Here is a 12,472-nt window from a genome sequence, read left to right as displayed (position 1 = left end):
ATGAATGCGGGAGGATTAAAAGCTTATTTGTGGCTTCTCAAATGGGCATCCATTTTCAAGAAGGAGGATTATCTAAACTCTAGAAAGAAAATGCAAACCGTCGCCTCCCGCTTTTCTGTACCCGATGGAGTAACGCTCTACAATTTTGCTGCAAATGGCGTGAAATGTGAGCGAGCCGTTCCGAATAATTTGCAAGAAGGAAAAATCATAATATACTTTCACGGAGGTGCCTATGTAGCAGGTTCTGCCCAAACTCACCGGCATCTTACTGCCAAAATTGCTCTGGAAAGTGAATGCGAAGTGATAATGGTAGATTATAAACTTGCGCCTGAATTTCCCTTTCCACATGCATTAGACGATGCCCTCAATGCCATAGATGGCTGCCGGCTGAAGTACCCAAATGCAAAAATTTTTCTAGCTGGAGATTCAGCGGGTGGTGGATTAGCTTTGGCGGCTTCCTTGAAGCTAAAGGAAGAGAATAATCAAGTGCAAGGCTTGATATTACTCGCTCCCTGGGTGGATTTGACCTGCGATGGAGCTGTGTACCAAAAAGCAAATTTCAAAGACCCCATCCTTTCTGCAAAGAGACTAAAGACTTCTGCAGCTTTGTATATAGCTTCGGCCAACAACAAAAACTCATTTGTCTCTCCATTATTCGCAGATCTGTCAGGATTACCTCCCGCTTTTATTCAAGCAGGATCTGCAGATCTACTTTTTGATGAAAATAAATTACTGGTGGAAAAGCTCAATTACGCAGGTGTAAATATTGAATTTGACCCTTGGAATGGAATGCCGCATGTATTTCAGTTTTTTTGGCCTATTTTATCTTCCGCCGAATTTGCCATTCAAAAAATATCTACTTGGATTAATAACAAATAGTCATTTGTTGGCGTGTAATTAGCTTATTAGATATCATTGGAGATTTTTCCGTTTCAAAGAAAAGGCAATTCAAATTTTTTTAATAAAGTAAAGCTTTACGATAATTTCTTATGATATATCCAGAAATCCCAGAAAATGAAGATGAGCGCTTGATGGAGTTGTTTAAGTACGATATACTTGACTCTCCTCGTGAATCTGAGTTTGATGATCTGGTAAAGCTTGCATCCAATATTTGTAATGCGCCGATTTCTTTAATTACTCTTGTAGACGCTGAGAGGCAATGGTTTAAAGCTGCTGTAGGAATGGAAGGAGATGAAACCAGCCGAAATCACGCATTTTGTGCACATGCCATCAATCAAGACAATCCAATGATTGTGAAAGATGCAACAACAGATGAGCGTTTTCATGACAATCCCTATGTAGTTGAAGACCCAAATGTCAGATTCTATGCTGGCATGCCACTAATGACACCCAATGGCCATAAACTTGGAACCTTGTGCGTAATCGACACAGTGCCTCGTGAGTTGACTGAAGAGCAATTGTTCAGCTTAAATGTATTGTCAAAGCAAGTGATGAAATTGCTGGAACTTAGACTCAAACTCAAAGACCTTGGCAATGCATATGTGGAAATTAAGAATAACAATAAGAAAATCAATCAGTTAAATGCCATAAATGCGCGTTTGCTGTCTATAATAGGCCACGATTTGCGTAATTCTATCAATAATGGTTTGGGATTGATAGAGCTATATACTTCTGGCTTATTGACTTTGGAGGAGTATGCCGAAAATGCTCCTGAACTTAAATCTGTACTAACAACTTCTGCCGAGCTACTTACCAATTTGCAGAAGTGGGGTATTAGTCAGCGCGAAGGAAAAGCACTAAATCTTGAGCCAGTAAATCTGGATGGTCTTTTGGAAAAGGTGGTAAAAGCGCAAATGGCTACAGCCAAAATGAAGAATATTGAGCTATTGATAGAAGGTGAAAAAGGATTAGTAGTAAAGGCTGACTCTGATATGCTGGAGTTCGTTTTAAGGAATTTGGTCCAGAATAGCCTCAAGTTTACAGAAAGCGGGAGGGTAAGTGTGAAAGTAAAAAGCATGGATGAGCATGTTATAATCAAAGTAATTGATACGGGAGTGGGTATTCCACCTTCGGTATCAGAAAAAATGTTTCAATGGGATAATCGCCAAAGCACCAAAGGCACCCATGGAGAAAAGGGTACTGGAATTGGTCTCCTCATCTGCAATGAGTTTATCCAAAAGCTCGATGGCAAAATGAAAGTCCACAGCAAAGTAGGAGAAGGCACTGAAATTTCAATTTATTTGCTGAGAGTTAACGGTTGAGGAAGAAGTTGATGGAGAATAGAGGATGGTTGATGGAGGTGATGGGTTGTGAATTGTGAATGCCTAAATAACGTTGACTGGTTTGGGTGATTGGTTGGAATTGTTGATGGAAGGGAGGACAATTGAAGAAGAACAGACCTTTAAAATATTAATAACCTTTTTATCTGGTGTAGGACTATACAAATGTCGCTCAGTTGAAAATTAAAAGACCCGCAAGGTTTCTGAAACCTTGCGGGTCTTATTGAATAAATTAATTCTTTGGGTTAAGTAAGGAATTTACTCCTGAAGTTCTTCATACGCTGCTTTAATGGACTCAAATCGTAGCTTCAACTCTTCGAAACGCTCATAAGCATCCTTGCCAGGTTTTTGATCGGCCTGGCCGAGCATACTTGATAGGTAACCCGTTTGTGCACTCAACATAGGTTCCATGTATGTACCTGGTGGGGTTGCTAGTTTATAGTAAAGCTCATCCAGTTGTTCCTTCCTACTGATATCTCTTCTATTTACCTTTTCCAGATCAAGGCGATTCTCAAGGTTTTTGCGTTCTTCATCAATTTTAGCCATTAACTTGGAAACCTCATCTGAGAACGATTGAATCTGCAGTGCCAGCTTCTCTTGTTCCTTTACATCCGCATCTGAAACCAAGGTAACCCTAGGATCTAATACGACCTCAAAAGGCTTCTCCAGCACCATATTTCCTACCGTCAATCGAGCCTTAAAGGTTCCGGTAGACACCATTGGGCCATTGCCCATGTAGGCTCTCTCTGGGTTTGAGTTCCAGCCTCCTGCATGACGCATATTCCAGCTGTACCTATTGAACCCTTTCTGTCCAGGAAGCCCTCCTGCTGCCGGTGGATTGGAAAATTCCGTTGACATATCTCTTTCGGTATTTACTTCCGGATCAGGACGCCCAGTTACAAATGTCCTTACCACTCGGCCTTGATCATCCAGAATATCCAACTGTACTTTCTCTTTTTCATCCTTGATGTAATAATCGATGGTGACACCCATTCTCGGGTACTCAGGCCCATTCTGTTCACTCCTAGCATAAAGTCTATTCCTAACACCTTCTTTAATATCAAACAAATGTGCCTGCTCATCCTTCACCTCTGCTAAAGCTCTTAGGCTAATAATGTTATCTAAAATCCAAAACCCTCTACCCATGGTAGACATGACAAGATCATCTCTGTGAATCTTGATATCCGTGATAGGTGTAACGGGGAGGTTATTATTGAAGGCATGCCAATTTTTTCCATCATTGAAAGAGATAAATAATCCAAACTCCGTTCCTGCATATAGTACCCCTTCTTTGACAGGATCCTCTCTGACCACCCGTGTTGGGTAATCGGCAGGTAATCCATTATCTCCTAGCGTCAATAGCTCCCAGGTTTGTCCATAATCTTCTGTTTTGTAGATATACGGACGGTAATCATTATCTAATTGGTTTCTTAAAACAGACACATAGGCCTTGGCAGGGTTGTGTGGAGAGGGCTCTACCGCATCTACCCTTCCTCCCTTAGGCATATTGGGAGTGACATTGGTCCAATTCTGCCCACCATCTTTGGTCACATGGACTGGCCCGTCATTGGCGCCTACCCAAATCAAGCCTTTTTGAATTGTTGATTCCCTGATGGCATAGATGGTACTGTAGTACTCTTCTCCCGTAACATCTCTAGTAATTGGTGAACCTGAAACAACTTGAAATTCAGGATCGAAAGCCGTGAGGTCGGGGGAAATAATTTCCCAGGTCTTACCGTCATCGGTAGTCTTGTGAAGGTACTGGGAAGCATGGTAAACTACATCAGGATCATGCGGTGAAACATGAATGGGGGCAACTCTTTGAAATCTGAATTTAAGGTCTTTTGGATTATGACCATATATATTGGTGGCACCCACATAATATTGAAGTTCTTGCCCGGTTCTCTTATCAAATACCATAAACCTGCCTTTACAAGCGGAGTAAACAATGTTTGGGTCGCCTGGCTTAGGTACAGCTGGGCCTGTTTCGCAACCACCAGTATTGATGATAAAAGCATTACTTCCTATTTGCACACTTTGAGTAGGCATGCTTGGCACTGCTATCGTGCTTGAATTATCTTGCTGACCTGCATATAGCCAATAAGGGTATTGGTCATCAACCTCTACGGTATATAATTCTGCTGTAGGTTGATTAAACTGTGTGGACCAGGTTTCACCATTGGTGAATGTAATATTCGCTCCACCATCGTTGCTTTGGATCCAGATAGAGGTGTCGTTGGGGTTGATCCACAAATCATGGTTATCACCGTGCGGTGTTGAAATATTGCGCCAAGTCTCACCCCCGTCGGTTGATTTTAAAAATCTTAATGCAGAGTTATATATTACATCGGCATTTTTTGGATTAGCATAAATGTTGGTGTAGTAAAAAGGTCTGTTGGTTAAGTTACTATTGTCGGAAATAAATTCCCAAGTAGCTCCTCTATCGTCTGATCGATAGAGCCCTCCTTGATCATCTGAAGCTTCAATATTGGCATACACACGATCTGGATTAGCTGCAGAAACCGCAAAATCAATTTTACCTATAAGCTTATCCGGTAAACCATTGGTTAACTTGGCCCAGGTTGCACCACCATCGGTTGATTTATAAATACCACCCTCAGATGATCCGCTTATAATAGTCCAAGGGGTTCTTTCAGCTCTCCAGGCACCTGCGTAAATGGTATTCGGATCATCAGGAGCCAGTTCCAAATCTGAGAAACCCACACTGTCGGAGTGATAAAGTACCTTATCCCAAGTTTGACCACCATTGATGGTTTTATACACCCCCCGCTCTTTGTTTTTTCCAAAGGCTTGTCCAATTGCAGCTACATATACCACATTCGGATTATCCGGGTGGATCTCCACAGCACCAATCTGACCGGTTTCTTCCAAACCGATGAAATCCCAGGTTTTGCCGGCATCATCGGTTCGGTAAATTCCTTTACCCGTAATTACATTGGATCTTAAACCATCGGAACCTGTTCCCACATAAACAACATTGGGATCTTTTTGGTATACTGAAATAGCACCAATAGATGGGGTTGAAAAATATCCATCAGATACATTGAACCAAGAATGACCGTAATTCGTGGTCTTCCAGACTCCTCCACCAGTTGCGCCCATGTAAAAGGTCGAAGGTATATCGGCTACTCCTGCAACGGCAGTTACACGCCCACCTCTTAAAGGCCCTACATTTCTGAATTGGTAATTTTTTAAAGTTTCTTGTATCTCCTGGGCTTGAATGGTCAATATGCACAGGAATGAAAGAGCACTGAGGATGATGGTCTTTTTCATAAATTTAATCTGATCTCTTGAAACTGAAAAATAACACAATTACCTTAAATTGTAAGCCTGCTATTTGACAAATGGAAGCAAGCTGCAAAATGTTTGTCCACAAAGGAAGCTTCCCAATTTCTTGAAAGCTTGATCATCCACTTTTTAATGAAAAAAAACTCAAACTATCCCCGAATCCGACGACCTAAAAAAGAAAAACCCTCTCTACGTTGTGTAAAGAGGGTTTTTAGTAGCGGGAGCTGGACTCGAACCAGCGACCTTCGGGTTATGAGCCCGACGAGCTACCAACTGCTCCATCCCGCGATGTGTCTTAAAGGATGACAAAGGTAAGGGATTAGAATTTAAAATCAAGTATCTTTGCATGAAATTTAATTATGACTGAGACAAAATCACATAAAGCAGGCTTTGTTTCCATTATTGGTTATCCCAATGTGGGCAAATCTACCCTGATGAATAGTCTGGTAGGTGAAAGGCTTTCCATTATCAGCAGCAAAGCACAAACCACCCGCCATCGGATTATGGGTATTATTGGCGGTGATGACTTTCAAATCGTTTATTCGGACACTCCTGGTATCCTTGATCCTAAGTACAGTTTGCAAAAATCGATGTTGGGATACGTGTACGAAGCATTGGAAGATGCCGATATCATTCTATATGTAGCCGATCTTTACGAAACTGAACCTGAAGAGCAAATTCTAGAATCCATTAAAGCTACTGGAGTGCCGATCATTGTGGTGATCAATAAAATTGATCTCGATAAAGACAATCGTGTAAATGAATTGATTGAGAAATTTCAGGAGAAATTGAATCCGCATAAAATCATCCCAGTATCAGCTATGCTCAAAGCAAATGTGGATACTGTGTATGAAACCCTGCTGGAATTACTGCCAGAGCACCCAGCCTATTTCCCCAAGGATGAACTCACGGATAAAACAGAGCGATTCTTTGCAGCGGAAATCTTAAGAGAGAAGATATTTTTGAATTATAAAAAAGAAGTACCTTATAGCTGTGAAGTTGTAATTACTTCTTTCAAAGAGGAAGAAACTATTATCCGCATATTGGCCGAAATATATGTGGAAAGAAGGACCCAAAGAGCCATTTTGATTGGTGACAAAGGATCTGCCTTGAAAAAGACAGGAACGGAAGCTCGCCTCGAAATGGAAGCATTTTTTGGTAAAAAAGTGTATTTGGAGCAATATGTACGGGTAGAACCCGACTGGAGAAAGAATGATAACCAACTAAAGAGATTTGGTTATCAATAAAATTTAGAATTATGGCAAATGTAATTGCAATCGTTGGCAGACCCAACGTAGGTAAATCCACCCTATTTAACAGACTAGTAGAAGAGCGGAAAGCCATTATGGACAACCAAGCTGGTGTAACGAGAGATCGTCACTATGGCTATGGCGAATGGAATGGTAAGCACTTTACCGTGATTGACACAGGTGGATATGTAAGTGGCTCTGACGATATATTTGAAGAGGAAATCCGCAAGCAAGTGAAATTGGCAATAGAAGAAGCCAATGTTATTGTGTTTGTAGTAGATACTTTTGAAGGCTTAACAGGCCTTGACCAAGAATTTGCCAATGAGTTGCGTGGCACCAAAAAGCCAATTTTGATTGCAGCGAACAAAACTGATAATACGGAGCGCTTGCACATGATTGGCGAATTTTATGGGCTCAATATCGGTGATGTTTTTCCAATTGCTTCTATAAGTGGAAGTGGTACGGGTGAATTACTTGATGAAGCTGTGAAGCATTTCGAAGATGATGGCATTGAAGATCCTGAAGAAGGCATTCCGAGGATTGCCGTTTTGGGTAAGCCAAATGTAGGTAAATCTTCTTTTTTGAATGCCCTATTGGGTAAAGAGCGCAGCATCGTTACCGACTTAGCAGGAACCACCCGCGATTCCATCGAAAGTAGGTATAAGCTATTCGGACAGGATTTTATCCTTGTGGATACTGCCGGTATTCGTAAGAAGAAAAAGGTAAAGGAAGATATTGAGTTTTACTCTGTGCTACGATCTATGAAAGCCATGGAAAGTGCGGATGTATGTATTGTGATGATTGATGGCTCTGTAGGCATCGAGGCGCAAGATCTTACCATTATACAGCAGGTAATCAAGCATCGTAGAGGTATTGTATTAATGGTGAATAAGTGGGATTTGGTGGAAAAAGACCATAAAACCATGGATAACATGAAAAAGGAAATAATGGATAAATTGGGCATATACGCTTATATTCCTGTTATTTTCACTTCAGTACTTACCAAGCAGCGTATATTCCAAGCAGTGGAATTAGTAGCGGAGGTTTATAAAAATAAATCTACCAAAATACCTACATCCAAACTGAATGAAGTAATGCTGAAGGAGATTGAGCGATATCCACCTCCCGCTTATAAAGGAAAATATATTCGTATAAAATACATCACTCAGTTGCCCACAAAGTCACCAACTTTTGCATTTTTCTGTAACTTACCGCAATACATCAAAGAGCCTTATGAGCGTTACCTTGAAAATAGGTTGAGAGATCATTTTGACTTGAAAGGTGTACCACTTGCATTAGTTTTCAGACAAAAATAAGACACATTGAATCAGGAGCTTCGAATAAGAAAAAGACTAGAAAATCGAGTACCACAGGCGGCATTGGATTACAGTTTTAATCTTTGGAAAGAGGCTCCTTTTTATTTTAAGGTAGCTAGCAATCGCAAAACCAAATGGGGGGATTTCCGCATAGATAGCCGAGATAGAATACCACAAATATCTGTAAATGAGGGATTAAACCCATTTCAATTTTTGATTACCTATGTGCATGAAATTGCGCATTGGCGAGTGTATGCGGCATTTGGCAATACGGTAAGTCCACATGGTATACAGTGGAAAAGGAGTTTTCAGCATTTGATGGAGCCGGTGATGAATGAAGCGGTTTTTCCAGCCGACCTATTACGAGTGTTGAAATTGCATATGCGAAATCCGAAAGCATCTACCGGCGCAGATCCAAGGATGCTCCATGCCTTGATGAAATTTGATGAAAATGCGGGAGGTAAATTTCTGTATGAGGTACTTCCGGGAGAGGACTTTCACTTTAGAGGAACACCCTACAAAAAGGAAGCAAGCAGAAGAACCAGAGCGCTTTGCCTCAACTTGAGCAATGGCAGAAAATACCTTATTCCAGAGGTGATTAAGGTGGATTAGATGCTTTCCTATTCCTTAATTCAAACGACGAATAATCAATTTATCCACCAATTCGCAAAGCAGGTTCGGCTTTAAGGTGCGCCAATTCTCAATCTCCAATGTGCCTCCATAATGGATGTAATAATCTAAATGGAAGCGCTCCCATTCCTTGTAAATATAATCTTGAAATCCTATTGCCACTATCCAGCCATCTTCTACGTCGTTGTACCATTCTTCGTAGTAGTCATCCTCATCTCCGTGATAGTTGAATACACTCTCACCAACTAGAATAAATTTATTGATGCCTAATGGGACAAAATGATCAATAATTTCCCTTTTCAGGTACATGATATCATTGTGTAAGGCATCGTTCCACTCTCCTATCATTTCTAAAATCATATAGCCATTGCCGTAATTGGCGTAAAGGATTTTGATGTAGAGCGTTTCTGAACCAAATGAATCCCAGTCGGGATGGATCAGGTAATTATAAACAGCGGAGGTAAAGTATATTTTATCTTCTGGCTCGCCATAGTAAGGCGACTGCTCATCCTGATAGGGATGATAAAATTCTAGCCAGCGATAATATGGTTCAATTTCATGCATTATTCTGAAAAGCATCCATTGCTTTGCGAACAGAGCCGTGTGTGTTTAGGAGTTTTTTCGCTTCCATCGCATCTAAACCAGTTTCTGCCATTAGCATTTCCAATCCTCTATTTTTCAATTTTTCATTACTAAGCTGCATGTCCACCATTTTGTTTCCTTTTACCCTGCCAAGTTGAATCATCGTGGCGGTGGAGATCATATTGAGCACCAACTTTTGCGCAGTTCCACTTTTCATCCTTGTGCTGCCGGTTACAAACTCGGGCCCAACAATTACCTCGATGGGGAATTCCGCTGCTGCTGCTAATGCTGAGCCACTATTGCAGGTAATACAACCGGTTACACTTCCATTCTCGCGAGCTTTCTGCACAGCACCAATAACATATGGAGTGCGACCAGAGGCAGCGATTCCTACAAGGCAGTCGTTTTTCCCAAAGTCATGCGATTGCAAATCTTTCCAGCCTTGCTCAGTGTCGTCTTCCGCATGTTCTACAGATTTGCGAATTGCCACATCTCCTCCCGCAATTAATCCTACAACTAAGTCATGAGGCACTCCATAAGTTGGCGGACATTCAGAAGCATCTACTACACCCAACCTCCCGCTTGTTCCTGCGCCAATGTAGAATAGTCGCCCGCCCAATTTCATCTTTTCTACAATCTTCTCTATCAATAAGCTGATTTGTGGAATTACTTTTTCTACCGCCAAAGGCACTTTTTTATCTTCTTCATTTATGCCTCTCAATAGTTCTGCTACAGATTTTTTTTCTAAATCTGTATAAATAGAATCCGATTCAGTGATGCTTTTCATAGTAATTCTTCTTGATGATAAAGGCTGAGGCCAGCAATTGGACTTTGTAAAAAGCGACCAGTGGAAAGGCCTTTTTTCCGAAGAAGGTCAGTTAAAATCTCTTGACAACTCCAAGCCACCCCACCTACAAAATGAAGCGGGAGGTTAGGTGATGCTTCCAGTGGTTGCACGTACTTCTCTATAAATTGGGAGAAGCCATTTGCCAAGAATTGATAGATCCAAGCTTGGTTTTTTCTCTCCAGTAAGAATGGCATAAAACTAGCCAGGAACTGATTTGGACGAGCTTGGGAGTAGATTTTAGATAGAATTTCTGCATCAGAAAATGTGTAGGTACTTTTGAATGCTTGCATTTCTGTTGCCGGCATTTCATTGCGCAGGTAGGCTTGGATCAGCATTTTACCAAACCATGAGCCGCTACCTTCATCTCCTAAAATATAGCCAGGAGATACAGCTTCTTTGTCAATCGATTCACCATTGTACAGGCAAGCATTTGCGCCAGTACCGATGATACAAACTATACCAGCGTTACGACCACTTGCGCCTCTTGCTGCGCCAAGCAAATCGTGGTCACATGCAAAAGATTTGCAATTTGGAAAAACTCGCTCAAGGACATTTTTCACTCTTAAGCGTTGTTCTTCGCTACCTAGTCCAGCTCCATAAAAGTAGATTTTCTGGATAGCTTCATTTGTCCACCCAGCTAAGGATGCACTGATTTCAACTTCCATTTCTTCATCAGTCCAAAAATAGGGATTCAAACCCTTGGAAGTATTTTGGCTAATTTGGCCATTATCGTCAATTAGTCGCCAATCAGTTTTGGTAGAGCCGCTATCTGCAATTAAAATCATCCTTTTTTCTCTTCAATTAATTTTCCTACAATGCTACATCGCTCAAATACCTTTTGCGTATGCGGCGCATCTTTGAGTTCGATTGTTAAATCCTGCCCTGCCCAATGTTCATAATGTTTGCCATTGCGCCAAAGTCGCGAGAATGAAACATCATAAATCACACCCTGATAAGCAACCCATACTTCTTCTCGATCTTGCCCATTGCGCAGTGCAAGTTGCTGCAAAGTATAGTTTTGGCTCATCTTCCAAATACATCTAGTCGATGCGAATCTATTTTAATAAGAAGGAAAAGCAAAATGGTGAATGCCCAAAGCGATGAACCTCCATAGCTAAAGAAGGGTAAAGGAATCCCGATAACTGGGAATAAGCCAATGGTCATGGCGATATTGAGCGCAAAGTGCATAAATAGAATAGAGGCTACGGAATAGCCGTAAATTCTAGCAAATCGGGATTTTTGTCGCTCGGCAATATATACTACTCGAAGTAATAGAGTGATGAATAAGCCCACCAAAACAAAGCTACCAAACCAACCATGCTCTTCTCCAATGGTGCAAAAGATAAAATCGGTACTTTGTGCAGGCACAAAGTTGAACTTGGTTTGTGTACCATCTAGGAATCCTTTGCCAAAGAAGCCACCTGATCCAATAGCGATTTTCGATTGCGTCACATTCCAGCCTACTCCTAGGGGGTCGATATTTGGATCTACCAGTACCATTACCCGGTTTTTGTGGTGAGGTTTAAGGATAGTGGATTCGTTCATCAAGTAATCCACACTAAATATGATGATCAATACAAAAGCCAAAGTGCCAATGACTCCTATGAATCTCTGCCAAGATTTTTGTCCAAGCGAAATTACAATTATCGCCAAAATGATGGCACCAATGACCATATAAATTTGTGGAACAATCAGCGTGAGAATAAATAGTACGCCGCTAGATAATCCCAAAATAAACGGAACTGGAGTAAGTCCTTCTCTATATAATACGATAAAAAAGGCAGCAAAAACCAAGGCGGTACCAGGATCGGGTTGTAGGAAAATTAGAAACAGTGGAGCACCAATAATCATGGCAATAATGGACAAGTTCTTAAACTCACCCACTTTTTTATCTGATCGCTGCAGGAATCGGGCTAAAACTAATGCCGTGATAAACTTTGAGAACTCCGCAGGTTGTAATCTAAAACTCCCTACTTCGAACCATGCTTTGGCGCCATTAACCTCCCGCCCAAATATGAGTACCCCAAGGAGCATAAGTATTATAGCACCATACAATATAATAGAGAAGGAGTCCCAAAAGCGGAAATCCATCACCATAATAAAAATGATCAAAATTACGGAAGTCCCAATCCAAAGAAGTTGCTTTCCTGAGTCAGTTTCTAAGTCAAAAATACTTTTGAAATTTTCTGGATCGTACACTGCGGCATAGATATTTAGCCAGCCCATCATTACCAATGCAGCATAAATGAATATTATGAGCCAATCTATTTTGCCTGTTATTTTTGCTTCCCGTCTCAA

General features: G+C 41.1%; 11 protein-coding genes and 1 tRNA gene. 5 read left to right on the top strand and 7 right to left on the bottom strand.

The window, feature by feature from the left end; genetic code table 11:
* Both ACOXY8_RS06735 and ACOXY8_RS06730 read left to right on the top strand, forming a co-directional pair.
* Positions 1–879 (top strand): alpha/beta hydrolase, encoded by an 879-nt coding sequence (locus ACOXY8_RS06735; protein WP_458330794.1) that lies wholly within the window; start codon positions 1–3, stop codon positions 877–879.
* A 110-nt stretch (positions 880–989) separates the two neighbouring features.
* Positions 990–2,222, top strand: coding sequence for a GAF domain-containing sensor histidine kinase (locus ACOXY8_RS06730; protein WP_458330793.1), 1,233 nt, complete (start codon positions 990–992; stop codon positions 2,220–2,222).
* 276 nt (positions 2,223–2,498) lie between these two features.
* Here the strand turns inward: ACOXY8_RS06730 and ACOXY8_RS06725 are convergent, their stop codons facing one another.
* Positions 2,499–5,534, bottom strand: coding sequence for a WD40/YVTN/BNR-like repeat-containing protein (locus ACOXY8_RS06725; RefSeq protein WP_458330792.1), 3,036 nt, complete (start codon positions 5,532–5,534; stop codon positions 2,499–2,501).
* 230 nt (positions 5,535–5,764) lie between these two features.
* Positions 5,765–5,837, bottom strand: a tRNA-Met gene (locus ACOXY8_RS06720).
* 71 nt (positions 5,838–5,908) lie between these two features.
* Between ACOXY8_RS06720 and era the strand changes: the two genes are divergently transcribed.
* Genes era through ACOXY8_RS06705 form a run of 3 tightly spaced genes read left to right on the top strand, consistent with a single transcriptional unit; the run spans position 5,909 to position 8,727 of the window.
* Positions 5,909–6,796, top strand: coding sequence for a GTPase Era (gene era / locus ACOXY8_RS06715; RefSeq protein WP_458330791.1), 888 nt, complete (start codon positions 5,909–5,911; stop codon positions 6,794–6,796).
* Between the two features lie 11 nt (positions 6,797–6,807).
* Entirely contained in the window at positions 6,808–8,115 is a 1,308-nt protein-coding gene (der, locus tag ACOXY8_RS06710) for a ribosome biogenesis GTPase Der (RefSeq protein ID WP_458330790.1), read from the top strand.
* A gap of 6 nt (positions 8,116–8,121) precedes the next feature.
* Positions 8,122–8,727 (top strand): transcription elongation protein SprT, encoded by a 606-nt coding sequence (locus ACOXY8_RS06705; protein WP_458330789.1) that lies wholly within the window; start codon positions 8,122–8,124, stop codon positions 8,725–8,727.
* Between the two features lie 15 nt (positions 8,728–8,742).
* Here ACOXY8_RS06705 and ACOXY8_RS06700 read toward each other — a convergent pair whose 3' ends face one another.
* Genes ACOXY8_RS06700 through rodA form a run of 5 tightly spaced genes read right to left on the bottom strand, consistent with a single transcriptional unit; the run spans position 8,743 to position 12,472 of the window.
* On the bottom strand, positions 8,743–9,309 hold the full coding sequence (locus ACOXY8_RS06700) for a hypothetical protein (RefSeq protein WP_458330788.1): 567 nt from the start codon (positions 9,307–9,309) through the stop codon (positions 8,743–8,745).
* Positions 9,302–10,114, bottom strand: coding sequence for an N-acetylmuramic acid 6-phosphate etherase (murQ, locus tag ACOXY8_RS06695; protein WP_458330787.1), 813 nt, complete (start codon positions 10,112–10,114; stop codon positions 9,302–9,304). Before murQ ends, ACOXY8_RS06700 begins: the two co-directional genes overlap by 8 nt.
* Positions 10,111–10,959 (bottom strand): BadF/BadG/BcrA/BcrD ATPase family protein, encoded by an 849-nt coding sequence (locus ACOXY8_RS06690; protein ID WP_458330786.1) that lies wholly within the window; start codon positions 10,957–10,959, stop codon positions 10,111–10,113. The genes murQ and ACOXY8_RS06690 overlap by 4 nt, the downstream gene beginning before the upstream one ends.
* Entirely contained in the window at positions 10,956–11,201 is a 246-nt protein-coding gene (locus tag ACOXY8_RS06685; RefSeq protein WP_458330785.1) for a cytochrome b5 domain-containing protein, read from the bottom strand. Before ACOXY8_RS06685 ends, ACOXY8_RS06690 begins: the two co-directional genes overlap by 4 nt.
* Positions 11,198–12,472, bottom strand: coding sequence for a rod shape-determining protein RodA (gene rodA / locus ACOXY8_RS06680; protein WP_458330784.1), 1,275 nt, complete (start codon positions 12,470–12,472; stop codon positions 11,198–11,200). The genes ACOXY8_RS06685 and rodA overlap by 4 nt, the downstream gene beginning before the upstream one ends.

The organism is Peijinzhouia sedimentorum (assembly GCF_049340005.1).
In the GTDB taxonomy this organism is placed as follows: Bacteria; Bacteroidota; Bacteroidia; order Cytophagales; family Cyclobacteriaceae; genus CAXBDP01.
The sequence above is the reverse complement of the archived record's forward strand: the minus strand, read 5'-3'. Positions and strand labels throughout refer to the sequence as shown.